Here is a 24,551-nt window from a genome sequence, read left to right on the forward strand (position 1 = left end):
TCCTTTCCTTTTATCGGGTAACGCTTAGTGCAGTGTTACCTGTTTCTGTTCAATTGCGTGAATCTGCACTTTAATCATCTCGCTGACCGGATCTTCAGGACACTGTTCAACGAAATAGGTCAAATCAGTCAGCGCGATGTGTTCACACTCTAATTGCGCGTAAATCAAACCACGGTCGCGAATCTCATAAGGATCATCAGGATCGATCTGCAGCAGCACTTTGCTGACGTTCAGCGCCAGCTCCATCTGCTTCTCTTCCATCAGCGCGGATTTCAAGGTGTCGAGCATCTTGCGCATCACGTTGATGGTCTTGGCTTCGTCGAGATCATCGTTATACAGCTTGGCGGTTGGGCTAATGTTGCCTTTGAGCCACACTTCCAGCGTATGCGTATCCAGCGTTTCGCCGTTGAACGGGTTGATCAGCCACATTTCGCCATCTAACCAATCGGCGCGCAGAATCAGCTGCGTCGGGAAAATCACCGGCATTAGCGGCAATTCCAGCTCATCGGCGATGTGCAGCAGAATCACACCCAGCGACACTGCAGTGCCCTGACGGCTCTTCAATACTTTGTCGATCCACAGCGCGTCAGAGAGATTGTAGACGCCGCTGGCGCCACCAAATCCCCACTGACGATAGAACAGCTCCAGCAGCTTACCCAGCTGCAAATCGGCGTCCTGCTCGCTGCTGATGAACTCACGGGCTTCATCGACCATTGCCGCCAACTGTTGTTGCACAGAAGGCGCAGAAAAATCATTGCGTATGGCGCATGTGGCGCCAATCACCGCTTCACTCAACGGTGTTTCACTGTAATCGAGTTGCTCTGGCGAGGTCATACAATCCCCAATAACGGCATTTTGGTCATCGCCAGCTTAATCACAAACAGCAAAGCTACGATTGCAATCAGGAAGGCGATCCAACGTGTCCCCATTTTACGTGGGCGACGGCTCAATGCCACGGAACCTAAGGCGATGTAGATAATAACCGCTAACAGCTTCTCCGTCAGCCAGCTTCCTTGCGGTGTGAACGGATAAAAGTGCGTAATCATCACTAGCAGCGCACCGCTTAACAGCAAAAAGGTGTCGTTGATGTGCGGCGCAATGCGCACCCAGCGGCGCTGCAGCATCGCTGAGCCGGTGGTTTGCCAGTAGAAACGCAGCAAAAACAGACAAATCGTCAGCGCGACGGTCAGCAAGTGAAAATGTTTAATGAGGGGATACCAGCTAGCCATCGTTATTCCTTGTTAAAAAATTGTCCTAGTGTGACGCGCGGATTACCGCCGTAATCGTCAACGGTGCTTACCGCCTGATAACCGTGCTGCGTCATGATGGCGCGTACGGCTGCGCCTTGCTGCCAGCCATGTTCCAGCAGCAACCAGCCGCCAACGTGCAGCCAGTTCGGTGCGGTGTGAATGATGAAACGTAAATCAGCCAAACCCTGATCGTCCGCCACCAGCGCACTAAGCGGCTCAAAGCGCACGTCGCCCTGCTGCAGATGTTCATCGGCGGCATCAATGTAGGGCGGATTGCTGACAATCAGATCAAAACGTTGGGCGGGAAGATCGCTGAACCAGTTGCTGAGGATGAAGCGGGCGTTTTCGATGTGCAGACGTTGCGCGTTGTCCTGCGCCAGTTCCACCGCTGCGGCAATACGATCGCAGCCGATAACCTGACAGCCTGGCCGCTCGCTGGCCAGCGCCAGCGCGATCGCGCCGGTGCCGGTGCCTAAATCCAATAGTGAGGTTGCGGTAAGCGGCAGATGTGCCAGCGCCTGTTCCACCAGCACTTCGGTGTCCGGGCGCGGAATCAGTGTGGCATCGCTGACGCGCAACGGCAGCGACCAGAATTCACGCTCGCCGACCAGATGCGCAATCGGCTCACCGTTGACGCGGCGCGCCAGCAGCGCATTCAGCTGTTCCTGCTGCTGCGCGTCCAGTTCGGCATCGTCAAAGGCGATCAGCCAACTGCGCGGTTTGCCCGTCACGAAACCCAGCAATATTTCCGCATCGCGCTTCGGGCTGTCGCCACCACAGAGCGCGACTACAGCCTGCTGTAGCCAGCGACGGATGATCATTAGTCTTGTCCAGCCAGCGCGGCCAGCTGATCGGCTTGATACTCCTGCACAATCGGCTCAATCAGGGAATCCAGCTTGCCTTCCATCACCTCGTCGAGACGATAAACCGTCAGGTTGATGCGGTGATCGGTAACGCGGCCCTGCGGGAAGTTATAGGTGCGGTTACGGTCCGAACGGTCGCCGCTGCCGAGCAGGTTACGACGCGTTGAGGCTTCTGCTGCATTACGCTTTGCCGTTTCCGCCGCATGAATACGCGCACCCAACACCGCCAACGCTTTGGCTTTGTTTTTGTGCTGTGAACGTTCGTCCTGACACTCCACCACAATGCCGGTTGGCAAGTGGGTGATACGAATCGCGGAATCGGTGGTGTTAACGTGCTGACCACCGGCACCGGAAGAACGGAAGGTGTCGATTTTCAAATCGCCGGCGTTGATTTCCGGCATTTCCGCTTCTGGCAGCTCCGGCATCACCGCAACGGTACAAGCCGAGGTGTGAATACGGCCCTGCGATTCGGTTTCCGGCACGCGCTGGACGCGGTGACCGCCCGATTCAAACTTAAAGCGGCCATACGCGCCATCGCCGATGATGCGGGCGATCACTTCTTTATAGCCGCCGTGCTCACCTTCGTTGGCGCTGATGATCTCCACCTGCCAGCGACGTGCTTCAGCATAACGGCTGTACATACGGAACAGATCGCCAGCAAAGATTGCCGCTTCATCACCGCCGGTGCCGGCGCGCACTTCGACAAAGCACGGACGTTCATCGTCGGGATCTTTCGGCAGCAGCAGCACTTGAAGCTGTTGTTCCAGCTCTTCGCGCTTCTCGCGTGACAGCTTCAATTCTTCCTGCGCCATCTCGCGCATTTCCGGGTCTTCCAGCATCATTTCGGCAGTTTCAACATCTTCCTGCACCTGCTGCCATTCGCGGAAACAACGGGTGACGTCGCTAAGCTGGGCATATTCGCGTGATAACGCACGGAAACGATCCTGATCGGCAATCACGCCGGCATCGCCCAGCAACGCTTCCACTTCCTCGTGGCGTTCCTGGAGCGCTTCCAGCTTGGCAACAATAGAGCTCTTCATGTAATAGCGGGTATCCCAGTGATAGGTCGTGACTGACCAGATTACTCTAAACCGAGGCTGTCACGTAAGATCTGCAGGCGTTCGCTGTCGCCGTCGCGCGCGGCCTGCTGCAGTGATTTGGTTGGTGTATGAATTAAACGGTTGGTCAGCTTGTGCGCCAACTCTTGCAATACTTTTTCGGCGTCAGCGCCCTGCTGCAGCGCGGCCAGCGCGCGTTCCTGTAACTCGGCGCGCACCTGATCGGCCTGCGAGCGATATTCACGGATGGTCTCAACCGCGCTTTGCGCGCGCAGCCAGGCCATAAATTCGCCGCTCTCCTGCACCACAATGCTTTCGGCCTGCACGGCGGCGGCTTTACGCTGCGCCATGTTCTGCTCGATGATCGCTTGCAGATCATCAACGCTGTAGAGATAGGCGTTCGCCAGCTTGCCCACTTCCGGCTCGACATCGCGCGGTACGGCGATATCCACCAGCAGCATCGGCTGATTGCGACGCGCTTTCAGTGCGCGCTCCACCATCCCTTTACCGATAATCGGCAGCGGGCTGGCGGTAGAAGAGATAATGATGTCGGCATCGGCCAGACGGGTTTCGATATCGCCGAGGCCAATCACTTCGGCTCCAACCTCATCAGCCAGCAGCTGCGCGCGTTCGCGGGTGCGGTTGGCGATCATCAGCTTCTTGACGGAGTGTTCGCGCAGATGACGCGCCACTAACTCGATGGTTTCACCGGCGCCGACCAGCAGCACGTTAACGGTGCTGAGCGATTCAAAGATTTGACGCGCCAGGGAACAGGCGGCGAAGGCGACCGAAACGGCGCTGGCACCAATCTCGGTTTCGGTGCGTACACGCTTGGCCACCGAGAAGGTTTTCTGGAACATGCGCTCCAGTTCACTGCTCAGCGCATGATCGCGTGACGAATCAACAAAGGCTTTTTTAACCTGACCTAGAATCTGCGGTTCACCCAACACCAGTGAATCCAACCCGCTGGCTACACGCATCAGATGGCTGACCGCCGCGTTATCCTGATGCCAGTAGAGGCTGTTGCGCACATCCTCTTCACGCAGATCATGATAGTCACACAGCCAACGCACCAGCTTCTCCTGCAGGTCGGCTTGCTGCTCTACACTGAGGTAGAGTTCCGTACGGTTGCAGGTCGAGAGGACCACGCCGCTCTGCACCATCGGCTGGGACAGCAGGCTATTCAGCGCCAGTTCCAGCGTGTCTGGTGTAAACGCAACGCGTTCGCGTAGCGCAACAGGTGCAGTTTTGTGGTTGATTCCGAGTGCAAGCAGCGTCATGTGATTCGGGTTGGGATATCCCAAGAGTTGTCAGGGTTTTGTGCAGCGCATTCTACAAGATGCCACAGGTCAAGAAAAGCCATACAAAGCCTATGACTGTAATAAGATTAAACTGATCGTGCGCAATTATTGCCATAACAGCATTGACGGCTTACATGCGGATGGTTAGCGTTACCGGTTACGAAGTAAAAACGTGTCTGAGGAGATGACCACGTGATGCATTTGCCCCCGCGCAAGTTACTGCGCCTTTTACCCCTTGCCAGCGTGTTACTGGCTGCATGTACCATTAACAAACCACAAGGTCCGGGCCCAAGCACCACGTCACCGCAATGGCAGCAGCATCAACAAGCCGTGGCGAAAATCAGCCAGTATCAGACGCGCGGCGCGTTCGCGTACCTGTCGGATAAGCAAAAAGTCTATGCGCGCTTTAACTGGCAGCAAACCGCTGCCGATCGCTATCGTCTGCTGTTAACCAATCCGCTCGGCAGCACCGAATTGCAGCTGGATGCGCAAGGTTCCGTGGTGCAGATCGTTGATAATAAAGGCAAGCGCTACGTCAGCAACGATGCAGAGAAGATGATTTCACAGCTTACCGGCATGGATATCCCGCTAGCCAATCTGCGTCAGTGGATGATGGGCTTGCCGGGCGATGCCAGCGATTATCAGCTGAATAACAATTACCAGCTGCAAAGCCTGAACTACAGCCGTAACGGTCAGCAGTGGAAAGTGAACATTGCTGATTACGACAGCAAAGTGAATCCACCGCTGCCGGCGAATCTGGAGCTGTCTGAAGGCGGCCAGCGCATCAAATTACGCATGGATAGCTGGACCACCCAATGATCACCACGTGGCCCGCGCCAGCAAAACTGAATCTGTTTTTGTATATCACTGGCCGTCGTCCTGACGGCTACCACAACCTGCAAACGCTGTTTCAATTTCTCGATTACGGTGACACGCTGGAAATCACGCCAGACAGCAGCGGCAAGATTACGCTGCTGACACCGCTGGACGGCGTACCGGATGAAGAGAACCTGATTGTGCGTGCCGCGCAGGCGTTAAGAACCTTCGCCGCCGCGCGTGGCACTTTGCCTGCGCAAGCCGGTGCCAGCATCGCGCTGGAAAAACTTTTGCCGATGGGCGGCGGGCTTGGCGGCGGTTCTTCGGATGCGGCAACGGTGTTAGTGGCGCTAAATCATCTGTGGCAAACCGGCTTAAGCGTTGCTGAGCTAGCAGCGATTGGCATCAAGCTGGGCGCGGATGTGCCAGTGTTTATTGGTGGTCACGCAGCCTTTGCTGAAGGCGTGGGCGAACTGTTGCAGCCGGCTGAACCGGCAGAAAAATGGTATCTGGTGGCGCATCCGGGCGTGAGTATCGCAACGCCGGATCTGTTCCGCGATCCCGATCTGACGCGCGATTCACCAATCCGCACATTAGATGAACTGTTACAGCGTCCTTTTCACAATGATTGTGAGTCTGTGGCAAGAAAACGTTTTCGTAAGGTTGATGAGCTGCTTTCCTGGCTGCTAGAATACGCGCCGTCGCGCCTGACTGGGACCGGAGCTTGTGTGTTTGCTGAATTTGACACCGAATCCGACGCACGTCAGGTGCTGGAGCTTGCCCCGAAATGGATTTGCGGATTTGTGGCGCGCGGGCTTAACCTCTCGCCGTTGCAGCGCACACTTTCTGGGCTAAAAGCGTCTACGTGACAGTGTCACACGTTCCAGACACTGCATGTTGCGCATTAACACACCCGTATGAACATGCTCTTTGGTATTCGCCGGTTACTCTAGAGCCGTTCATTCTCTGGACGCCAAGCCTGAGGTTCTTCTCGTGCCTGATATGAAGCTATTTGCTGGTAACGCCACCCCGGAACTAGCACAACGTATTGCCAACCGCCTTTACACTAGCCTCGGAGACGCCGCTGTTGGCCGTTTCAGTGATGGTGAAGTAAGTGTACAGATCAACGAAAATGTACGCGGTGGTGATATTTTCATCATCCAGTCCACCTGTGCCCCCACCAACGATAATCTGATGGAGCTGGTTGTGATGGTCGACGCTTTGCGTCGGGCTTCTGCTGGTCGTATTACTGCTGTTATTCCTTACTTTGGCTATGCGCGTCAGGATCGCCGTGTGCGTTCTGCTCGTGTACCGATCACCGCCAAAGTAGTTGCCGATTTCCTTTCCAGCGTGGGCGTTGACCGTGTTCTCACCGTTGACCTGCATGCTGAACAGATTCAGGGCTTCTTTGATGTCCCGGTGGATAACGTCTTTGGCAGCCCAATCCTGCTGGAAGATATGCTGCAAATTGGCCTGGAAAATCCAATTGTGGTATCCCCAGACATCGGTGGCGTAGTGCGTGCCCGCGCCATCGCTAAACTGCTTAACGATACCGATATGGCTATCATCGACAAACGCCGCCCGCGCGCGAACGTTTCTCAGGTGATGCACATTATTGGTGACGTTGCGGGTCGTGACTGTGTACTGGTCGACGATATGATCGACACCGGCGGTACGCTGTGCAAAGCGGCTGAAGCGTTGAAAGAGCGCGGCGCGAAACGTGTCTTCGCTTACGCAACTCACCCAATCTTCTCTGGCAACGCGGTGGAAAATCTGCGTAAGTCGGTGATTGACCAGGTGATTGTCTGCGATACCATTCCGCTGTCTGAAGAGATGAAATCTCTGCCTAACGTGCGTACTTTGACGCTGTCTGGCATGTTGGCCGAAGCGATTCGTCGTATCAGCAACGAAGAATCAATCTCCGCGATGTTTGAGCATTAATTCATCGCGTGAAACCGGGCCTTGTGCCCGGTTTTTCTTTGTTCACTGTCCTAAACCTGACTCACCGATTAAGCCACTTTCGCCGCTGATATTTGCGCGATAAATTTCGTTAAATCTTGCTATTCTCGCTGCCATCCACTCTTTTCCCGCAACTCGCATTGCCGCCCTTTAGCGCTCCAATAATTAATGGTATTTTCTTCCCCACTTTTTCAAGAGCTCCGACCACTATGACTCTCGACATCTACACACTGTTTGTTTGCGAGCTCTATGTGCTGGGGTTTTTGAGTATCATTTTGGTTTTTGCCTGGGTTGGCGCGCAGTACGATCGCGTATTGGGCTGCACCACGCTGGCGTTGGTTTTAACGTTGATCGCGGTGTTCCTCAGCAGCTTACGCAGCGCGGGATTCCAGTTTTTACCGGTAGCGGTCGGCAACATCATGCTGCTGCTGGCTTACGGCAATCTGCTCAACGCCTTCCGCATCTTCTGCGGTAAAACCATTGGACTCAGCTGGTTAGGCGGCGGTTTATTGTGGGCGATTCTGTGCCTGTTCCCCGAGTTTTATCACAGCCAGCCGAAGCGCGTGCTGGTGGTTTGCCTGCTGTGCATCATCTATACCGGCGCGCTGATCCGCTTGCTGTGGCGCGTGCGCGCTTCGTTAACCGTTACCTTCTGGCCGGCGCAAATCCTGCTGTGGATCCATCTGCTGTTTCACGTGGCGCGCATCTTTCTCGATGATGCGGTAGCAACGCCGGTGCGTGGTGCGATCGGCGGCTCCAGCTTCTCGGTTTATGTGATTCTCGAATCGATTCTATTTGTCATTGGCCTGAGCTTCACTATTTTGGCGATGGTGAATGAGCGCACGCAAATCGCCCACAAACTGGCATCAATGCTCGATCCGCTCACCAGCGTGTGGAATCGTCGTGCGCTTTTCGAGCAGGCAGATAAAATGGTGCTGCGCAGCGCGCGACAATCACAGCAATTTGTTTACAGCGCGGTGCTGTTCGATCTGGACCATTTTAAAAGCATCAATGACCGGTTTGGCCACCAGCAAGGCGATCAGGTATTAATCGATTTTTGTCAGGTAGTGCAGGCGTTGTTACCGGAGAGTGGACATTTTGCCCGTCTGGGCGGTGAAGAGTTTGCAGCGATTATTCCCGGCGATGCCGAGCAGGCGCAGCGCGTGTGTGAACGTATCCGTTTAGCAACACAGCTGTCGCAACCCAACGACGTACGCTATACCGTCAGTATCGGTTTTGCCACCGCACTGCAGCCCGGCGAACCTTTCCCGCCGTTGCTGGCGCTGGCCGATGAAGCTTTGTATCGCGCAAAAGCAAGCGGCCGTAACCGCATCGAATGTTATCTCGCGCAGTTACAGCCGCTGCAGCAAACCGTACTCACTTAATGTGATGAGTGATTGCGACGGCAGCGCTTATCGCCGTAATGACGCAACCAGTAATAGCGATCTTCCACGCGCTCACGTCCGCTGACGCGCGCGCCGACCAGCCACAGCAAAGCGCCAACGAAGATGCTGAACATCGCACCGTGCGCGAGAAATTGTGGCAGGTTGAGTGAAGGAAGCTGATTGATAATGGAATAGCCGACGCCCAATACCATCGTCAGTAAACCCAAACACATCAAACCGTTACCTACATAGCGGCAATTTTGACGTTTCATGATCCACCTCCATCCTTATATAGGCAAAACAGCACGTATGGTTAACTAGCCATAAGCTTAGGCAATAGTTGCCGCTTAAGTTGCGTACAGGATCACATATCCTTCACAACCTTTGACAAATCTTTACCGCCAGTGCCTTGATTTCGATAGAAAATGATTAGTCACGCAGAGACATTATCTGCTGCTTGTGGCCTTTGTCATCCGTGCCGCCAGGCAGTAAACTATCGCCCTTTCCGCAGCAAGACAGGATAAACATCGTGAGCAGCATTAAACTGATTGTGGGGCTGGCCAATCCCGGCGCTGAATACGCCGCAACGCGCCATAACGCTGGCGCCTGGTATGTCGATTTACTGGCGAGCCGCAACAATCAGTCGTTAAAAGACGAGCCAAAATTTTACGGCTACACCGCGCGCCTGTCGCTGGCGGGAGAAGATGTGCGCCTGCTGGTGCCCACCACGTTTATGAACCTCAGCGGGAAAGCGGTGGCGGCGATGGCGACCTTCTATCGCATTGCGCCAGAAGAGATTTTGGTGGCGCACGATGAGCTGGATTTACCGCCCGGCGTAGCAAAATTTAAGCAAGGCGGCGGCCACGGCGGCCACAACGGCCTGAAAGACATCATCAGCAAACTGGGCAACAACAATAATTTTCACCGTTTACGTGTCGGCATTGGCCATCCTGGCGACCGCAATAAAGTCACTGGTTTCGTGCTGGGCAAGCCGCCAGCCAGCGAACAAAAGCTGATTGACGATGCCGTAGACGAAGCGGTGCGCTGCACCGAGTTGTGGCTGAAAGAAGACAAGATCAAGGCGATGAACCGCCTGCACGCGTTCAAGGCGGGCTAAGGCCAATTCCCGCGCCGCAGAAGGCAATTCTGTGTATAATGCGCGAAATTTTTTGAATCTGTCGGCGCTTTTAAAAAGCGCCGCGCACTCAGTGAGAAAGGTAATCAGACCATGGGATTTAAATGCGGTATTGTGGGCCTGCCGAACGTCGGTAAATCCACCCTGTTCAACGCGCTGACTAAAGCGGGTATCGAAGCAGCCAACTTTCCGTTCTGCACCATCGAGCCAAACACCGGTGTAGTGCCAATGCCCGATCTGCGCCTCGATCAGCTGAGCGAGATTGTTAAGCCACAGCGTGTAGTGCCAACCACCATGGAATTCGTCGATATCGCCGGTCTGGTGAAAGGCGCCTCTAAAGGTGAAGGCCTGGGCAACCAGTTCCTGACCAACATCCGTGAAACCGAAGCCATCGGCCACGTAGTGCGCTGCTTCGAAAACGACAACATCATCCACGTAGCGGGTAAAGTTAACCCAGCGGAAGATATTGACGTGATCAACACCGAGCTGGCGCTGTCGGATCTCGACACCTGCGAACGCGCGATTCAGCGTTGCCAGAAGAAAGCCAAAGGCGGTGACAAAGATGCTAAAGCCGAACTGGCTGCGCTGGAGAAGTGCCTGCCGCACCTGTCAGAAGCGGGCATGCTGCGCGCACTGAATCTGGATGCTGACGAGAAAGCGGCAATCCGCTACCTCAGCTTCCTGACGCTGAAGCCAACCATGTACATCGCTAACGTCAACGAAGACGGTTTCGAAAACAATCCGTACCTCGATCAGGTGCGTGCGATTGCCGAAGCTGAAGGTTCAGTCGTGGTGCCGGTGTGTGCTGCGGTTGAATCTGATATCGCTGAGCTGGAAGATGACGAGCGCGATGAGTTCATGGCTGAACTGGGCCTGGAAGAGCCGGGTCTGAACCGCGTGATCCGCGCCGGTTATGCGCTGCTTAACCTGCAAACCTACTTCACCGCTGGCGTGAAAGAAGTGCGTGCATGGACCATCCCCGTTGGCGCCACTGCGCCACAGGCGGCGGGTAAAATCCACACCGACTTCGAGAAAGGCTTTATCCGCGCTCAGACCATCGCGTTTGAAGATTTCGTTGCGTTCAAAGGTGAACAAGGCGCGAAAGAAGCCGGCAAGATGCGCTCAGAAGGTAAAGAGTACATCGTTAAAGATGGCGACGTGATGAACTTCCTGTTCAACGTCTAAAGCCTTAATGTTGTCTGCCGCGCTATCGCGTCAGACAAAAAATCCCAAAATCCACGCATTGGCGTGGATTTTTTTTATCCCTTTTACCCAGACGAATTGGCTGCAAAAACTGGCGGCATGGTGCGTTCGCTTGTTTCAGCGGAAATTCACAGCGGTAACGGGCGATCCTGAATCACCGTTTTCATCACTAGCGTCGACGTTAACCGTTGAACACCAGGCAGACCGGATAGCTTTTCATCATACAGCTGCTGGAAAGCGGGCAAATCGCGCGTGGTGATGTGTAGCAGATAATCCGGATCGCCAAACAAACGCTGCGCCAGTGTAATTTGCGGCAAATCCTCCACCGCGTCTTCGAACGCACTCACCGCACGGCGATCGCCTTCGCGTAAAGTCACAAACACGATTGCCGAAAAGTTATATCCCAGACAGACGGGATCAAGATGCGCGCGATACCCACGGATAATGCCGCTTTGTTCCAGCGCTTTAACCCGGCGATGGCAAGGAGAGAGGCTCAGCCCAACCCGTTCTGCTAGCTCCGTCACCGATAAGCGGCCATCCGCTTGCAGCTCAGCAAGAATATTGCGGTCAATACGATCCATTTGGAAACTTATTCCTGAATTAGCGTTTAGCACGCCCCACATTGAGAGCACATTCTAACTCTCTGAGGATATTCTTTCTAGCGAATGACGCATGACGTAATAGATGATTCATCCGCTAACCGGGACTGAGAACGTGCTTAACAAACTACCTTTAATGCGCTTCTGCGCGATGTTTTCTTACCTCAACGTTGAGATGAAAGGTGCATCGCCATGGCGCTGAGTTTCTTCGCGGCATTTTGGGCCGTATCGGTTCTATTCGTTATCACACCGGGCGCTGACTGGGCCTATGCGATTTCCGCTGGCATGCGTGGAGGGCGGGTGATCCCGGCGGTTCTGGGTCTGCTCAGCGGCCACCTGATTGCCACGCTTATTGTTGCGGCTGGCGTTGGCACGATGGTCGCCAGCTTACCGGCGTTGATGAAAGTGTTAACCGTGGCGGGCGCGTGCTATTTAATCTGGCTGGGCATCGGCATGTTGCGACATCCCACCATTCCCAGTGCAGGAGACGCCACTGACGCAGGCAATGCCGGTCGCTGGGCGCTGAAAGGGCTTTGCATCAGTGGCCTTAACCCAAAGGTGTTTCTGCTGTTTCTGGCGCTGTTACCACAGTTCACCGATCCGCAGGGCGCATGGCCACTGCCATTACAGATGGCAGCGTTAGGTATGGTTCATGTATTTAGCTGCGCGGTGGTGTACCTGATTGTAGGATTAGGTTCCAGAGCGGTGTTACGCACCCGCCCGCAGGCTGCACGAAGGGTCAGCCAAACATCCGGTGCTCTGATGATCGTCATCGCAGCACTCTTACTGACAGAATCGCTTTGATGAGATATTGAATGCCAGATATCACGCTAACCCACCTGCAAAAAATGAAAAAGCGTGGCGAAAAGATTGCCATGCTGACCTGCTACGATGCGACATTTGCGCATGAGTCCAGCCGTGCTGGCGTCGATATGCTGCTGATCGGCGATACCCTCGGGATGATCCTGCAGGGCCACGACAGCACGCTGCCGGTCACCCTTGATGATATGGCGTATCACACGGCCAGCGTGAAAAGCGGTAATGCCGGCAGCTTTATCATCGCCGATCTCTCCTTCATGACCTACGCCTCGCCTGAACAGGCGCTGCAAAGCTCGGGCCGCTTGATGCAGGCCGGTGCGCAGATGGTGAAGCTTGAAGGCGGTGAATGGCTGTGTGAATCCGTTCGCCAGTTAACGCGCAATGGCATCCCAGTCTGCGCGCACATTGGACTGACACCGCAATCAGTAAATGTGTTTGGTGGTTTCAAAGTTCAGGGGCGAGGCCAGGAGCCGGCGCAGACTCTGATCGATGCGGCGATAAAATTGGAAGCGGCCGGTGCGGCAATGATTTTGGTTGAAGCTGTTCCCAGCTCGGTGGGCAAAGCGTTGAGCGAAGCGGTTGCGGTTCCGGTTATCGGCATTGGCGCTGGCGTGGATACCGATGGTCAGGTGTTAGTGCTGCACGATATGCTCGGGCTCAGCATCACCGGGCGTGCGCCTAAGTTTGTGCGTAACTTTATGTCGGGTCAGGAAAGCATTCAGGTCGCCATTCAGAGCTATGTTGCAGCAGTCAAGGACAGGAGCTTTCCCGCCGCCGAGCATTGTTACGCAGAATAGCGCCGCAGACATCAACGTCTAATCTGTTGCTAGCAATAAAAAGCCCAGTTATTAACTGGGCTTTTTTTTTATAACCAAAATCTCACGTCTGTCAGGCGGCTTTATCCGTCATCGCCACCCGCGCATCCAGCTCTTCTGGCGTTTTCAGGAATGGCGTCAGCACGCCGCTCAGCACATAAAGCCCGGCATAAATCCCCAGCACCCCGCCCGCGCCCAGCGATGAGTAGAACAGCGCAGTGATAGCGGGAGCGATAAATGCGCCCAGACCTGCGCCCAGATTCAACACCGACATCGCTGCGCCTTTGCTGTCCGGGGCCAGTAACGGGAACAGCGCTGACAGCGGCACATAACCCGCCATGGTAATGCCGCACAGGCACAGCACGAACGCCATCACATAGAAGTTATGGCCCAGCACCTGCGGCACCGACCAAACCAGAATCAGCACCGCGGCATAGCCAAAGCCGCCGACCCACATAATGGTGGTACGCCAGCCAAACTTATCGCCGAAGAAGCCAAAGAACAGGTTGGCGAAAATCGCCACCAGGAATACCGCCGACCACATATGCAGCCATTCGGTTTTGCTGTAGCCGAAACTGATCAGGTACAGCGGCAGGAATGTGGCTAAACCATATTGGGCGATGCCGTTGACCGATTTCACCACCAATCCCATGGCGATCACCGGACGCTGCAAAATGGTGATGCCTTTAATTAACTCCGCCGCACTGAAAGGATGAATTTCAGATGCCGGTACCACGTCACGGTTAACCCAAATGCCTAACACTGAGCCCACCACCACAAACACCATGCCGATCCACAGCACATGAATTTCGCCCATCACCGGCAATGCCAGCGAGGAGAAGAACGGACCGATGACACTTAAACCCAGCGAGAAGGTAAACCAGAACCAACCCACTGCGGTAGAACGGCGCTCCACCGGCGTGCTGTAGTTAATCCAGATGAGAAACGAGTAGGCAAACAGCGGATAACCGATGCCGCGAATGGCATAAAATGGCAGCATCCAGGCCATGTGCATGGTCTTGAGGCCAATGCCGATAAACCCGATGCTGCCGATGACGAAGGTGATCAGCCCATATACCATCACTTTGCGCGGTCCGAGGGTTTGCACCAGCACGCCAGTTACCCAGGCCGCCAGCGTCACCGTGACACCGTATGCGGTGATCAGATAAGAGGCCTGCGCGACGGAGAGTCCTTTATCCACCAGCCAGATGGCAATCCACGCTTGTTCTACACCATCACCGATCATGAATATCGCGAGGCCGATATAGCCCCAAAGCAAGTTTTTAGGCAAACCTATTTTATCGAACATAGTTTCCCCCAGTGTCAGACACTGACTGGTTGTAGTTAATAGAGGTAAGTTTTGATTTTGTTTTTATTCAGCGATGATTTTCATCAGCATGCCCTGCACTTTCAGTGCATCCTGGCTTTTAATCAGCTGATCGATCTCATCAATGCTCAGGCGGTCGATAAAACTTGAAAGCGCTTTATACATGCGAATATTTTGCGCGCATTCGGCAACCGGATCTTCACGGCTTGGGAAGGTATCGAAATAGATCAGGCCGCTGAAGTTAACGCGTTTTGCGTAATAGATGTATTCCAGCGTCTGCATCAGATGCACTGAACCCAGCATCAACCCATCATCAAAATGGCCATAGCCATCGTTCAAGTGGAAACCCACCAGACGGTTTTTGCGTGCCGACTGGAACAGCGAGAAAGCGGGATTCTCTTTCTTCATGATCATGTGGCAAAAATCGAGGGTAATACCGAGATTGTCGGAGCCCACGTCATCAATCAGCATGAGCGTTGAAGAGACATCACCAATAAAGGAGAAGGTGCGCGGCTCATACGGCTTGTATTCAAAGCTGAATTGCATATCCGCGTGGGACTGCGTCACGGTCTGTAATGCGCTGACCAGCCACTCATAGGCGCGGAAATAATCCTGCTGGAACGGATAATCGTAGCCATCGTAGCCAAACCACAGCGTGACGGTATTACCGCCGAGGTATTTGCACATCTCTGCGGCTTCAAGGGTAATTTCAATCGCTTTTTTACGCAGTGCGGCATCCGGATTGGTGAATTCACCGTCAATGAACTCTTTGTTATAACGCAGTGCAATGCCACCGACCTGCAAATTGTTATCGGCGATGGTCTGCTTGATCAGTTCTTTATCCTGACCAATAAAATGTTCCGGATAATTCAGCTCAATATGCGTCAAGCCCGCAACGGTACCCATACGCGTAATAAGATCGCAAGTATCCATTTTGTTCTTCGCCGCAAACAGATCGGCTCTGGAGCGAAATGAATTTATACGTGATGAGAATTTCATTTTTAAATTACCTTTAATGGGATTTCCACTTTCTTATAAATGAGAATATTCATCAGGTAAATGCGGATAGATAAATACTACCGCTAATAAAATAAAAGGGTAATTTATAATAGTGAAAATTTTACTGCGAGTAAAACCATTAAAATACAACAAGTTAAATAATCATTTTCCTGCTAGTAAAATAACAGTCGCAATTATGATACTTTTATTTTACTACCAGTAAAATGCATCAGTAAAACGTTTTACAGCATGTGATCCAGTTAACACTTTTCCCCTAATCACCATGCTAGCTTAGCGACAACGTTTTTATTGAGCGCTCAACATGCATAACCGACTTAAAGGCAATGAGATATTCCTGCTGGCTCGCACGCTTGCACCTGAGCTGGGAAAAAAGGAACGGTCTATTGCACGTTTTATTGACGACAATCCACAGTCATTATCTAAAATGTGCATCACTGATATTGCGAATTATCTGAATGTCAGCGTATCGAGCATTACTAAAGTATCTAAAAAACTCGGCTTTACCGGTTTTCACGATCTGAAAATCAATATCGCCCGGCAAGTCAGTACGCAGGAAGATATTATTGATATTCCAGTGATTCCGGATTCAGAGAAATATGTTGAGCAGGTGATTGAAAGCACCTTTTTAAATTCAGTGCTGGCGCTACAGGATTCACTGAGTGTGATTAACAGTGCCGTGATCAAAGCGGTGGCGTATCTGTTTATTAATAAGCCAGAAAGTGCACGCATCTTTATTGCCGGATGCGGTGGTTCAGGCTCAATCTGTGATGATTTCAATCATAAGTTGCTGAAAATCGGTATCTTCTCGTCGGTTTTCAGTGACAGCCACAAGCAGTTGATGACCGCCTCATTGATGCAACCCGGCGATATTCTGCTGGCAATTTCCCACTCCGGCCAAACCACAGACATTATCCAGATGGTAAAAGCGGCGAATGAGAACGGCGCAGAAACCATCTGCCTGACCAATTATCCCAACAGCCCGCTGAGTTTAATTGCCAGGCACTCGATTATCTCCTCGGTTAAAAACAATCCGATTACCGGAGAAAACGCCACCACGCGCATTGTGCATCTGAATATTCTCGATGCCATTTTTACCATTATCGCCAGCAAGACCAGCGAAAAAAGCCAGACCAGTTTACACAACACTAGAAATGCGGTTGCGTCCAAACGCACCGCCAATTAAGGGCCGAAATGATGAAACATAATATTGTTGTTATTGGCAGTCTTAACTACGACATTCTTGTCCAGCAGGATCGCCTGCCGGAAATTGGGGAGACGTTTACCGGCAACGAATTAATGCTAATGCCGGGCGGAAAAGGGGCAAACCAGGCGGTTCAGTGCGCCAAGCTGGGCTTGAACGTCAATATGGTGGGCTGCGTAGGCAATGATATTTATGGCAGTGAGCTCATAAAATCGCTGAATGAAAACGGAGTATCGGTGGATAACATTAGCCAACGCGGAAAAACCTCGGGCATTGGCATCGTGCAGATTCTGGAATCCGGCGATTACTGCAGCACCATTATTAAGGGCGCAAACTACCTGTTAACCGAATCCGATATTCACGATGGGTTATTCAGCGATCGTCCACTGTTAATCCTGCAGTCGGAAATTCACGATCATGTGGTTGAACGTGCCATCAGCGTTGCACGCCGTCACGATTGCCAGATTTTGCTCAACAACGCGCCAGCACGCGAAATCTCTGTGCAGGCGCTGAGCCAGGTGGATTTTCTGGTGGTGAATGAGACCGAAGCCAGCTTTATGAGCAAAACTTCCGTCACGTCGGTCAAGGAAGCGATGGCCTGTGCGGCGGCGTTACAGCAGAAGGTGAATGGCCGGGTGATTATCACGCTGGGCGAGAAAGGCGCGGTGTTATCCGGTGATGCAGGCGCCAGACATTATCCCGCCGTGTTCTGCCCGGATGTGGTGGATACCACCGGCGCAGGCGATTCCTTTATTGGCGGCATCGCCTATTGCCTGGTGAACAATATCGCTCTGGAAGAAGCGATTCCATTCGCTGCTGAAATCAGCTCCTGCTCAATTCAGAAATATGGCGGTCAGAGTTCTTTCCCGATGCTGCCTGATGTAGCCCATGCGCTGACGCAAAACCGCCAGCGGCTGTTTGGGTAACACTGCACGCCTGGCGATCCCAAGAGCATCATTACACCGTCTAGCACCCTCTTCGGCAACGTAGAATCTATCCGCAAGTGCCCCATCAAGTACTGGCACGCACCACAAAGTGCCAGTCCATCATAATGCGTTGAGCCGGCGAATCAGGTTGGTCGATCTTATTCAGCAGCAAATCGAACGCTTCTCGCCCCATATCGCGCGACGGCTGCGCCAGCGTGCTCAGCGGCGGCGTGACCATTTCGGCGAGGTCGGTGCCATCAAATCCGGTCACCGCAATATCCTGCGGTACGCGCAGTCCGGCGGCGTGAATGGCTGAAAGCGCGCCCGCCGCTAAGGTATCCGACACCGCGAACACTGCATCTGGACGCTCGGGCGCTGCCAGCAAGCTTTCCATCGCCTGTTTACCGGCATTAAAACTCAGCTCGGTGGCGTAAGAGATGGCCTGCCAGCTGCGCGCTTCGTGGCTAAGTTGCTGCTGATATCCCGCCTGTCGCAGCTGCGCATATTTATAGCTGAGATCGTGGTTGATTAACGCAATACGCTGTCGTCCCCTGCTCGCCAGATACGCCACTACGTGCTTTGATGCCTGCACATCATCAATGCCGACGCAGGAGACATCCCCAGCATCAGCGTATTCCGCGCACTGCACCCACGGCGTTTCGCCAATCAGCTGTGCCAGCTCTGGCAACTTACTGAATGCATCCATGGTGATAATGCCATCCACCATTTTACCGGCCAGCAATTGCAAACTGGAGCGCGAGCGCTCGATGTCTGATCCAGAATTACACAACAGAATGCGATAGCGGTTCTTCTCCGCCTGCTCCTCAATGCCTTTCACCAACTCGGCGCAGAAAGGATTGGAGATATCCGACACCATGACGAGAATCATTGAGCTACGCGCTGTGCGCAACTGACGCGCTAACAAGTTTGGCTGGTAATTACTCGCTTTAATGGCTTGCAGGACTTTCTCACGATTCTGCGCTTTTACCGTGTCGCTGTTATTCAGCACCCGTGAAACTGTCGCCACAGAAACGCCCGCTAAACGGGCGATTTTTTGGATGGACATGCTTGCAACTCTTGCTCAGTCAGATACTACGGAGGCTACCATAATTCCGCGCCCACCTTAATCATGCGACTCTGCCGCGCTCAACCCCAGCTGCGCGCGGATGCTGGCCGCTTGCTGCGATTGTGCGGCGAAGTCATCAAATGCCCGATCGGCCACCGGAATGATGTGGCGACGGATGAACTCAGCGCCCTCACGCGCGCCGGTTTCCGCCTCTTTCAGACAACATTCCCACTCCAGCACCGCCCAACCATCATAATCGTACTGCGCCAGCTTGCTGAAAATGGCCGGGAAATCGATCTGTCCGTCACCGGGTGAGCGAAAACGACCGGCACGATCTATCCAGCGCTGATAACCGCCATACACGCCGCTGCGTCCGTTCGGCAGATACTCGGCATCTTTAACGTGAAACGCCTTGATGCGCTGATGGTAGATATCGATGAACTGCAAATAGTCGATATGCTGCAAGTGCAAGTGGCTGGGATCGAACAAGATGTTGCAGCGCGGATGATGGTTCACCAACGCCAGGAAGCGTTCAAACGTCACGCCATCATGCAGATCCTCACCGGGGTGGATCTCGTAACAGACATCAATGCCGTAGCGGTCAAACTCGTCGAGCACCGGCAACCAGCGCCGTGCCAGCTCTGAGAAAGCTTCACTCAACAGCTGAGGATTGTGCGGCGGCCACGGATAGAGATACGGCCAGGCCAGCGAACCGGAGAAGGTCGCGTGAGCCTGCAATCCCAGCCTGGCCGACGCGGCTGCCGCCAGCTTCACCGTCTGAATCGCCCATGCGGTGCGCTTTTCCTGGTCACCGCGTAAAGCGGCGGGTGCGAAGCCATCGAAGGCGACATCGTGGGCTGGGTGGACAGCAATCAACTGGCCTTCCAGATGCGTCGATAATTCACTGATCTGCAAGCCGTAGTTCGCCAGTAAACCCGTCACTTCATCGCAATAGGTTTGACTGGTTGCGGCGTGCGACAGATCAAAAATCTTCGGGTGATTACAAGGCACTTGTAACGCCTTATAACCGAGCGCAGAAGCCCATTGCGCCAGCCCTTCCAGTGAATTAAACGGTGGCTGCGGGCCAATAAACTGCGCGAGAAAAATTCCAGGTCCTTTTACCGTTTTCACGTACACCTCCAGTCAATCAAACCTCTTCATCCCGGTATTTAAAGGTGAAGAGGAAAAGAACGGCGATCACCGCCGCCGCAATCGCGGGGATCCACCAGAATGTTGCCCAGTTTTGCGCCGTGCCCTCTCCGGCAATCAGGCGGTTGTAGAGCGCGCCGGAAATCTGCGAGCCCAGCAACATGCCGATACCGTAGGTGAACATCACCACCATGCTTTGCGCCTGCCCTTTCACTTTTTCCCCAGCGATGCGGTCGGTGTAGATAAAGCCGACCACAAAGAAGAAGTCGTAACAGACACCGTGCAGCAGAATACCCATGTAGATCAGTGCGCGGCTTTCATCATTCATGCCCATGGCGAACAGCGCGTAACGCACAAACCACGCCACCATGCCGACCAGCAACATGTATTTGACGCCGAGGCGGCGGAACAGCAGAGGGATCACCAGCATGAAGAAGATTTCTGACATCTGACCAAAAGACATCGCGGTACTGACGTTACTCACGCCCGCATCCGCCAGCCAGGACGCGGTGTAGGCGTAATAGGTGCCGAGCGGGATGGAAATCAAGGTGGCGCAGAGCGCAAACACGAAGAAGTGACGAATTTTCAGCAGCGCGAAGGCATCCGCACAGAACAGATCGCGCACTTTTAACGGCATGCCTTTCGCCGGTGCTGGCGTGTGCGGCAGCGTCAGGCTGTAGATCGCTAACGCCACGGAACAAATCGCGGCCAGATTGAAAATCCCGGTGCTGGAGGCGATACCGGTGACACCAATAAAGATGCCCGCCACAATCCAGCCAATGGTCCCAAACACCCGTACTACCGGAAAACTTTTGTCACTGCTGGCCAGGCTGTGAAAGGCGATGTTGTTGGAGAGCGCCAGCGTCGGCATAAAACAGAGCGTGTAGCCAAACAGCAATCCAATCAGCAGCGCACCGTTTTCGGCCACCAGCGCGGCCGGGACAAACCATAAGATCACCGCGCCCGCCAGGTTCATTACCGCCATCACCTTCTGCGAAGGAAAGAAGCGGTCGACCAACATGCCCAGCACAAACGGCGACAGAATCGAGGCGATCGGCCCCGCCGAAAAGGCGTCACCAATCAGCAATGACATGTTGTGTTGCGTCATCACCAGCCCGAGCGTAACGGACCAGCTTCCCCAAATGAAAAACTGCATGAACATCATTAACGACAAGCGGGGAATCAGCAAACGCTGCTGTCTCACCGCGATTTCAGAATCTGTAGTTGTCGAAACCATGCTGACCTCACGCCAAAAAGAAATCGATTACATTCCACAGAGAGCTAAAAGTAATCGATTACTTTAAGCAGTTCCTGGTGACCGATCACAATTCTTTTACAAGTGTCTCGGCCTTGATCGATCGACTTGTATTGGAAGTGAGCGCGCGCAGCCTTGCAGATTTGCACTATCCTGTGCGGGAGAGATTTTAATGACTATTCAGGGGAATGAGATGAAAGGTGCCGATAACGAGCATGAAAACAGTGCGGAAACGTTGCTGCAAAGCGGGCATGCATGGAACGGCCAGCACATTGAACACTATCCCGCCGGTCAGCCCGAGATCACGGTGATGAAGATGACGATTCCTGCGCATTCCGAGCTGCCGTGGCATACGCATCCGATGCCTAACACTGCGTATATTTTATCCGGCTCGCTCACCATCGAGGACAAAGCCAGCGGCGAGACTAAAACCTTCAACGCGGGCGAAGCTTTTAATGAATCCATCGACATTGCCCATCGCGGCTTCACCACCGACCAGCCTGCCGAGCTGATTATTTTCTATGCCGGGGTTGAAGGTATTGATCTTTCCATTCCGCTACCGGGTGAAGAAGCAGAGTATTAATTATTCAGCAGCGCCTGCTTAAACGAATAGATATGCACCCGCGCCGCCTCTTCTGCCTGTTCGGCATTTCCCTGCTCCAGCGCGGCAATGATCGCTTCGTGTTCGGCGATCACTTCGTTCATGTGCGCAGCGCTGGAAAGCGTAGTGGCCCAGAAACGCTGTGCCTGCGCGTGGATGATGCTGAGAATATCGGCCAGACGACCATTGGCGGCGATATCCGCCAGCACCTGATGAAACTCGCGGTCCAGCAACATCATCTGCTCGCGATCGCGTGAGGCGCTGGCATGGGCAATACGCTGATTCATTTCCCGCAAATAGGCGATTTGCGCCGCATTGACCCGCTGCGAAGCCAGTCGCAAACACAGCGCCTCATTCACCAAACGCACCTCAATTAACTCCAGCGCATCATCAATCGACAGCGGCGACACCATCACGCCCTTGCGCGGGATGATCTGCAACAGCCCTTCCGTCTCCAGCCGATGCACCGCCTGATTCACCGGCGTTCTGCCCATCTCAAGGTCATCCATCACCTGCGCGATATTGAGATAATCGCCCGGTTTGTAGCGCAGCGTGATCAGCCGGTGCTTGAACGCCAGATAGGCGCGCTCATTAAGCGAAATGCTCTTCGGTGTCGTCGGCGAGCTCACATTTTCAGCCATCACATTACTCATCGCGCAAATCCTTATTAGGTAACTGAGACATATTACACAAAAACCTGGCATGAAAATGGCTAGATTGAAATCACAGTGAAATTTCACACGCATTTCTCAACTGGAGATCTATCCCATGCAATTACGGTTTACGACAGATTACGCCGATGCGGCACTGCTAGATGTTGAGGTTAATCAACTTGTTATCGCGGGCTGGGTTGGACGCGATCAGGAAGCGGTACTGCACCATATCAGGGAACTCGAAGCACTCGGCGTGCCCGCTCCTGGTGCAGTGCCGCTGTTTTACCGCGTTGCGACCAATCAATTAAGTCAGCAAACGCAGCTGGAAGTGGTTGGCGACCAAACATCCGGTGAAGCCGAACCCTTTGTGTTTTTCCATCGCGGCGAATATTGGGTTTCGCTGATTTCCGATCACACCGATCGTCATCTGGAAACCTTCAGCGTGGCGCTATCGAAGCAGGCGTGCATCAAACCGGTTGCCGGTCACGCGTGGCGTATGTCCGAAGTCAAAGCGCACTGGGATCAGCTGGAGCTGCGTGCCTGGATCAACGTCAACGGCGACTGGGTAACTTATCAGCAAGGCGCCCTCGCCTCATTGCTGACGCCGCTCGATCTGCTTAGCCGCTATTTTTCCACGAGCCAGGTTGAGGAAGGTTTTGCCATGTCGTGCGGCACGCTCAGCGCCATCGGCGGGATTCGTCCTTCGAGTGAATTCCGCATGGCGCTGCACGATCCGGTGCTGAACCGCACGCTGGAACACACCTACATCACTGGCTCGCTGCCAGTTATCGCCTGAGGTTCCCTATGACAACGTTATGGCAAGCGAGCCAGCAGCTGCTAGCCGGGAAAATTAGCCCGGAAACCCTGACCCAGGATGCGCTGCGTGCAATCGCGGCGGAAGCCGGTGAAGGCAAACGTGTCTTCACCAAGGTATATGCCGATGCTGCGCAGCAGCTGGCGGCGCAAGCCAGCGCGCGCTGGCAGCAGCAACAGCCGCGCAGCGCGATTGATGGTCTGCCTATCAGCATCAAAGATCTGTTTGATGTCGCCGGAGAAGTGACCACTGCCGGTTCCCGCTTGCTGAGTAACGCCAGCGTAGCCACGGCGAATGCCAGCATAGTTGATCGGCTGCAGCTGTCCGGTGCCGCCATCGTTGGCAAAACCAATATGAGCGAGTTCGCCTTCACCGGCCTCGGCGTCAATCCGCATTACGGCACACCCGCCAATCCGTGGCAGCGCGCGCAGCAGCGCATTCCTGGCGGTTCCTCTTCCGGTGCGGCGGTGGCGGTGAGCGATGGCATGTGCCTGGCGGCCGTTGGCACCGATACCGGCGGTTCGGTGCGCATTCCAGCGGCGCTGTGCGGATTAACCGGTTTTAAACCCAGCGCCAGCCGTATCGATCAACGCGGAACGCTGCCGCTGGCGGCGTCGCTCGATAGCATCGGCGTGATCGCTCACGACGTGCGCAGCTGCTGGCTGCTTGATAGCGTGATCGCTGCTCAACCGCTGGAGATCGATGAGCGGAATCTGTCGGAGGCGCATTTCGTGATTCCGCAGACGCGGGTGCTGGCTGGCCTTGACGAACACGTCAGCGCCGCCTGGCTGCATGCGCTTGATGTGCTGCGCGCGCAGGGCGTGAAAATCACCGAGCTGCCGCTGCAAGAGCTAGCGGAACTCGACACCATCAACGCACGCGGCGGCATTACCGCGTGGGAAGCCTGGCAATGGCATCAGCAATACGCCCAATCCCAGTCGGAAGCTTACGATCCGCAGGTTCTAACGCGCATTCAACGCGGCAGTTTGCTGAATGAAGAGGATGCCGCCGAACTCTACCAACTGCGCGCCGACTGGAAACAGCGCGTCGAGCAGGCGGTTGCGCCTTTCGACGGCATATTGATGCCGACGGTACCGCTGATCGCGCCGACGCTGGCCGAGCTCGAGGATCCCGCGCGTTATATGCAGGTCAATCTGCTGATGCTGCGCAACACCAGCGTGATCAACATGCTTGATGGCTGTTCAATTTCTCTGCCTTGTCATCAGCCCGGCGCCGCGCCGGTTGGCCTGATGCTCTCTTCCACCCATGGCAACGATGCTGCATTACTCAGCTGGGCTGCCGCGATTGAAACCACCCTAAAACGGAGTAGCTGATC

The 24,551-nt window shown here is 54.2% G+C and carries 27 protein-coding genes; 14 read left to right on the forward strand and 13 right to left on the reverse strand.

The annotated features are described in order from the left end of the window. Window positions 1–24: 24 nt before the first annotated feature. From sirB1 to hemA, 5 genes are read right to left on the reverse strand one after another with little or no spacing between them, the layout of a single operon-like run. Window positions 25–834: an invasion regulator SirB1 gene (sirB1, locus tag BM323_RS05220; protein ID WP_008107665.1), complete on the reverse strand. Its 810-nt coding sequence runs from the start codon at window positions 832–834 to the stop codon at window positions 25–27. After that, the gene (locus BM323_RS05225; protein WP_008107663.1) at window positions 831–1,229 is read right to left on the reverse strand and encodes a SirB2 family protein; all 399 of its coding nucleotides are present in this window, start codon (window positions 1,227–1,229) and stop codon (window positions 831–833) included. Before BM323_RS05225 ends, sirB1 begins: the two co-directional genes overlap by 4 nt. A 2-nt stretch (window positions 1,230–1,231) precedes the next feature. Next, window positions 1,232–2,071 carry a peptide chain release factor N(5)-glutamine methyltransferase gene (gene prmC, locus BM323_RS05230; RefSeq protein WP_008107662.1) on the reverse strand — a complete coding sequence of 280 codons (840 nt, stop codon included), beginning with the start codon at window positions 2,069–2,071 and terminating at the stop codon, window positions 1,232–1,234. Next, entirely contained in the window at window positions 2,071–3,153 is a 1,083-nt protein-coding gene (gene prfA / locus BM323_RS05235; protein WP_008107659.1) for a peptide chain release factor 1, read from the reverse strand. The genes prmC and prfA overlap by 1 nt, the downstream gene beginning before the upstream one ends. Window positions 3,154–3,194: 41 nt before the next feature. Then, window positions 3,195–4,451 carry a glutamyl-tRNA reductase gene (gene hemA / locus BM323_RS05240; protein WP_008107657.1) on the reverse strand — a complete coding sequence of 419 codons (1,257 nt, stop codon included), beginning with the start codon at window positions 4,449–4,451 and terminating at the stop codon, window positions 3,195–3,197. 216 nt (window positions 4,452–4,667) lie between these two features. Here hemA and lolB point away from each other — a divergent pair, with 216 nt between their 5' ends. The 4 genes from lolB to BM323_RS05260 all read left to right on the forward strand — a co-directional run bounded on the left by lolB (window position 4,668) and on the right by BM323_RS05260 (window position 8,632). After that, complete coding sequence (gene lolB, locus BM323_RS05245; RefSeq protein ID WP_008107647.1) at window positions 4,668–5,291, forward strand: lipoprotein insertase outer membrane protein LolB; 624 nt, start codon at window positions 4,668–4,670, stop codon at window positions 5,289–5,291. After that, a complete protein-coding gene (gene ispE / locus BM323_RS05250) occupies window positions 5,288–6,157 on the forward strand; it encodes a 4-(cytidine 5'-diphospho)-2-C-methyl-D-erythritol kinase (protein ID WP_008107645.1) in 870 nt (289 codons plus the stop codon). Before lolB ends, ispE begins: the two co-directional genes overlap by 4 nt. Window positions 6,158–6,281: 124 nt before the next feature. Next, window positions 6,282–7,229 carry a ribose-phosphate diphosphokinase gene (prs, locus tag BM323_RS05255; protein ID WP_006118899.1) on the forward strand — a complete coding sequence of 316 codons (948 nt, stop codon included), beginning with the start codon at window positions 6,282–6,284 and terminating at the stop codon, window positions 7,227–7,229. A 227-nt stretch (window positions 7,230–7,456) separates the two neighbouring features. Then, window positions 7,457–8,632 (forward strand): GGDEF domain-containing protein, encoded by a 1,176-nt coding sequence (locus BM323_RS05260; RefSeq protein ID WP_008107643.1) that lies wholly within the window; start codon window positions 7,457–7,459, stop codon window positions 8,630–8,632. Here the strand turns inward: BM323_RS05260 and ychH are convergent. Then, window positions 8,629–8,904, reverse strand: a complete 276-nt coding sequence (ychH, locus tag BM323_RS05265; RefSeq protein ID WP_008107641.1) for a stress-induced protein YchH — start codon at window positions 8,902–8,904, stop codon at window positions 8,629–8,631. The genes BM323_RS05260 and ychH overlap by 4 nt on opposite strands. Before the next feature lie 257 nt (window positions 8,905–9,161). On the opposite strand from ychH, the gene pth reads away from it, so the two are divergent. Both pth and ychF read left to right on the forward strand, forming a co-directional pair. Further along, window positions 9,162–9,749: an aminoacyl-tRNA hydrolase gene (pth, locus tag BM323_RS05270; RefSeq protein ID WP_008107639.1), complete on the forward strand. Its 588-nt coding sequence runs from the start codon at window positions 9,162–9,164 to the stop codon at window positions 9,747–9,749. Between the two features lie 111 nt (window positions 9,750–9,860). After that, window positions 9,861–10,952 (forward strand): redox-regulated ATPase YchF, encoded by a 1,092-nt coding sequence (gene ychF / locus BM323_RS05275; protein WP_008107633.1) that lies wholly within the window; start codon window positions 9,861–9,863, stop codon window positions 10,950–10,952. A 146-nt stretch (window positions 10,953–11,098) separates the two neighbouring features. On the opposite strand, the gene BM323_RS05280 is transcribed toward ychF, so the two are convergent. Then, window positions 11,099–11,551, reverse strand: coding sequence for an Lrp/AsnC family transcriptional regulator (locus tag BM323_RS05280; RefSeq protein WP_008107631.1), 453 nt, complete (start codon window positions 11,549–11,551; stop codon window positions 11,099–11,101). A 210-nt stretch (window positions 11,552–11,761) separates the two neighbouring features. Between BM323_RS05280 and BM323_RS05285 the strand changes: the two genes are divergently transcribed. Beyond that, on the forward strand, window positions 11,762–12,373 hold the full coding sequence (locus tag BM323_RS05285) for a LysE family translocator (protein WP_008107629.1): 612 nt from the start codon (window positions 11,762–11,764) through the stop codon (window positions 12,371–12,373). Between the two features lie 11 nt (window positions 12,374–12,384). Then, window positions 12,385–13,185 carry a 3-methyl-2-oxobutanoate hydroxymethyltransferase gene (gene panB / locus BM323_RS05290; RefSeq protein ID WP_008107626.1) on the forward strand — a complete coding sequence of 267 codons (801 nt, stop codon included), beginning with the start codon at window positions 12,385–12,387 and terminating at the stop codon, window positions 13,183–13,185. Between the two features lie 91 nt (window positions 13,186–13,276). Here the strand turns inward: panB and BM323_RS05295 are convergent, their stop codons facing one another. Together BM323_RS05295 and BM323_RS05300 are read right to left on the reverse strand one after the other, a co-directional pair. After that, window positions 13,277–14,512 (reverse strand): MFS transporter, encoded by a 1,236-nt coding sequence (locus BM323_RS05295; RefSeq protein ID WP_008107625.1) that lies wholly within the window; start codon window positions 14,510–14,512, stop codon window positions 13,277–13,279. A 63-nt stretch (window positions 14,513–14,575) separates the two neighbouring features. After that, the gene (locus tag BM323_RS05300; RefSeq protein WP_008107617.1) at window positions 14,576–15,529 is read right to left on the reverse strand and encodes a sugar phosphate isomerase/epimerase family protein; all 954 of its coding nucleotides are present in this window, start codon (window positions 15,527–15,529) and stop codon (window positions 14,576–14,578) included. Window positions 15,530–15,851: 322 nt separating this feature from the next. Between BM323_RS05300 and BM323_RS05305 the strand changes: the two genes are divergently transcribed. Both BM323_RS05305 and BM323_RS05310 read left to right on the forward strand, forming a co-directional pair. Next, on the forward strand, window positions 15,852–16,733 hold the full coding sequence (locus tag BM323_RS05305; RefSeq protein WP_008107616.1) for an SIS domain-containing protein: 882 nt from the start codon (window positions 15,852–15,854) through the stop codon (window positions 16,731–16,733). Window positions 16,734–16,744: 11 nt separating this feature from the next. Beyond that, window positions 16,745–17,677: a ribokinase gene (locus BM323_RS05310; protein WP_008107613.1), complete on the forward strand. Its 933-nt coding sequence runs from the start codon at window positions 16,745–16,747 to the stop codon at window positions 17,675–17,677. A gap of 85 nt (window positions 17,678–17,762) precedes the next feature. Here the strand turns inward: BM323_RS05310 and BM323_RS05315 are convergent, their stop codons facing one another. Genes BM323_RS05315 through BM323_RS05325 form a run of 3 tightly spaced genes read right to left on the reverse strand, consistent with a single transcriptional unit; the run spans window position 17,763 to window position 21,096 of the window. Next, window positions 17,763–18,743 (reverse strand): LacI family DNA-binding transcriptional regulator, encoded by a 981-nt coding sequence (locus tag BM323_RS05315; RefSeq protein WP_008107611.1) that lies wholly within the window; start codon window positions 18,741–18,743, stop codon window positions 17,763–17,765. 57 nt (window positions 18,744–18,800) lie between these two features. Continuing rightward, a complete protein-coding gene (locus BM323_RS05320) occupies window positions 18,801–19,874 on the reverse strand; it encodes a sugar phosphate isomerase/epimerase family protein (protein WP_008107608.1) in 1,074 nt (357 codons plus the stop codon). 16 nt (window positions 19,875–19,890) lie between these two features. Next, window positions 19,891–21,096 (reverse strand): MFS transporter, encoded by a 1,206-nt coding sequence (locus BM323_RS05325; protein ID WP_254773229.1) that lies wholly within the window; start codon window positions 21,094–21,096, stop codon window positions 19,891–19,893. On the opposite strand from BM323_RS05325, the gene BM323_RS24610 reads away from it, so the two are divergent. Further along, entirely contained in the window at window positions 21,047–21,196 is a 150-nt protein-coding gene (locus BM323_RS24610; protein ID WP_238541736.1) for a hypothetical protein, read from the forward strand. The two genes, BM323_RS05325 and BM323_RS24610, sit on opposite strands and share 50 nt — an antisense overlap. Window positions 21,197–21,340: 144 nt before the next feature. After that, window positions 21,341–21,730 (forward strand): cupin domain-containing protein, encoded by a 390-nt coding sequence (locus BM323_RS05330; RefSeq protein ID WP_036649246.1) that lies wholly within the window; start codon window positions 21,341–21,343, stop codon window positions 21,728–21,730. On the opposite strand, the gene BM323_RS05335 is transcribed toward BM323_RS05330, so the two are convergent. Continuing rightward, window positions 21,727–22,401, reverse strand: coding sequence for a GntR family transcriptional regulator (locus BM323_RS05335; protein WP_008107597.1), 675 nt, complete (start codon window positions 22,399–22,401; stop codon window positions 21,727–21,729). The genes BM323_RS05330 and BM323_RS05335 overlap by 4 nt on opposite strands. A gap of 115 nt (window positions 22,402–22,516) precedes the next feature. Between BM323_RS05335 and BM323_RS05340 the strand changes: the two genes are divergently transcribed. Continuing rightward, window positions 22,517–23,197, forward strand: a complete 681-nt coding sequence (locus tag BM323_RS05340; protein ID WP_008107595.1) for a DUF2848 domain-containing protein — start codon at window positions 22,517–22,519, stop codon at window positions 23,195–23,197. An 8-nt stretch (window positions 23,198–23,205) separates the two neighbouring features. Next, on the forward strand, window positions 23,206–24,549 hold the full coding sequence (locus tag BM323_RS05345; RefSeq protein ID WP_008107593.1) for an amidase: 1,344 nt from the start codon (window positions 23,206–23,208) through the stop codon (window positions 24,547–24,549). The last annotated feature ends 2 nt before the right edge of the window (window positions 24,550–24,551 follow it).

The organism is Pantoea sp. YR525, from assembly GCF_900116775.1.
Lineage (GTDB): Bacteria > Pseudomonadota > Gammaproteobacteria > Enterobacterales > Enterobacteriaceae > Pantoea > Pantoea symbiotica.

Bases quoted from the DNA above. Each gene is read 5' to 3' on its own strand.
- sirB1 (WP_008107665.1), bottom strand. From the start codon at position 834: ATGACCTCGCCAGAGCAACTCGATTACAGTGAAACACCGTTGAGTGAA.
- BM323_RS05225 (WP_008107663.1), bottom strand. From the start codon at position 1,229: ATGGCTAGCTGGTATCCCCTCATTAAACATTTTCACTTGCTGACCGTC.
- prmC (WP_008107662.1), bottom strand. From the start codon at position 2,071: ATGATCATCCGTCGCTGGCTACAGCAGGCTGTAGTCGCGCTCTGTGGT.
- prfA (WP_008107659.1), bottom strand. From the start codon at position 3,153: ATGAAGAGCTCTATTGTTGCCAAGCTGGAAGCGCTCCAGGAACGCCAC.
- hemA (WP_008107657.1), bottom strand. From the start codon at position 4,451: ATGACGCTGCTTGCACTCGGAATCAACCACAAAACTGCACCTGTTGCG.
- lolB (WP_008107647.1), top strand. From the start codon at position 4,668: ATGCATTTGCCCCCGCGCAAGTTACTGCGCCTTTTACCCCTTGCCAGC.
- ispE (WP_008107645.1), top strand. From the start codon at position 5,288: ATGATCACCACGTGGCCCGCGCCAGCAAAACTGAATCTGTTTTTGTAT.
- BM323_RS05260 (WP_008107643.1), top strand. From the start codon at position 7,457: ATGACTCTCGACATCTACACACTGTTTGTTTGCGAGCTCTATGTGCTG.
- ychH (WP_008107641.1), bottom strand. From the start codon at position 8,904: ATGAAACGTCAAAATTGCCGCTATGTAGGTAACGGTTTGATGTGTTTG.
- ychF (WP_008107633.1), top strand. From the start codon at position 9,861: ATGGGATTTAAATGCGGTATTGTGGGCCTGCCGAACGTCGGTAAATCC.
- BM323_RS05280 (WP_008107631.1), bottom strand. From the start codon at position 11,551: ATGGATCGTATTGACCGCAATATTCTTGCTGAGCTGCAAGCGGATGGC.
- BM323_RS05285 (WP_008107629.1), top strand. From the start codon at position 11,762: ATGGCGCTGAGTTTCTTCGCGGCATTTTGGGCCGTATCGGTTCTATTC.
- panB (WP_008107626.1), top strand. From the start codon at position 12,385: ATGCCAGATATCACGCTAACCCACCTGCAAAAAATGAAAAAGCGTGGC.
- BM323_RS05295 (WP_008107625.1), bottom strand. From the start codon at position 14,512: ATGTTCGATAAAATAGGTTTGCCTAAAAACTTGCTTTGGGGCTATATC.
- BM323_RS05300 (WP_008107617.1), bottom strand. From the start codon at position 15,529: ATGAAATTCTCATCACGTATAAATTCATTTCGCTCCAGAGCCGATCTG.
- BM323_RS05305 (WP_008107616.1), top strand. From the start codon at position 15,852: ATGCATAACCGACTTAAAGGCAATGAGATATTCCTGCTGGCTCGCACG.
- BM323_RS05310 (WP_008107613.1), top strand. From the start codon at position 16,745: ATGAAACATAATATTGTTGTTATTGGCAGTCTTAACTACGACATTCTT.
- BM323_RS05315 (WP_008107611.1), bottom strand. From the start codon at position 18,743: ATGTCCATCCAAAAAATCGCCCGTTTAGCGGGCGTTTCTGTGGCGACA.
- BM323_RS24610 (WP_238541736.1), top strand. From the start codon at position 21,047: ATGAACATCATTAACGACAAGCGGGGAATCAGCAAACGCTGCTGTCTC.
- BM323_RS05330 (WP_036649246.1), top strand. From the start codon at position 21,341: ATGAAAGGTGCCGATAACGAGCATGAAAACAGTGCGGAAACGTTGCTG.
- BM323_RS05335 (WP_008107597.1), bottom strand. From the start codon at position 22,401: ATGAGTAATGTGATGGCTGAAAATGTGAGCTCGCCGACGACACCGAAG.
- BM323_RS05340 (WP_008107595.1), top strand. From the start codon at position 22,517: ATGCAATTACGGTTTACGACAGATTACGCCGATGCGGCACTGCTAGAT.
- BM323_RS05345 (WP_008107593.1), top strand. From the start codon at position 23,206: ATGACAACGTTATGGCAAGCGAGCCAGCAGCTGCTAGCCGGGAAAATT.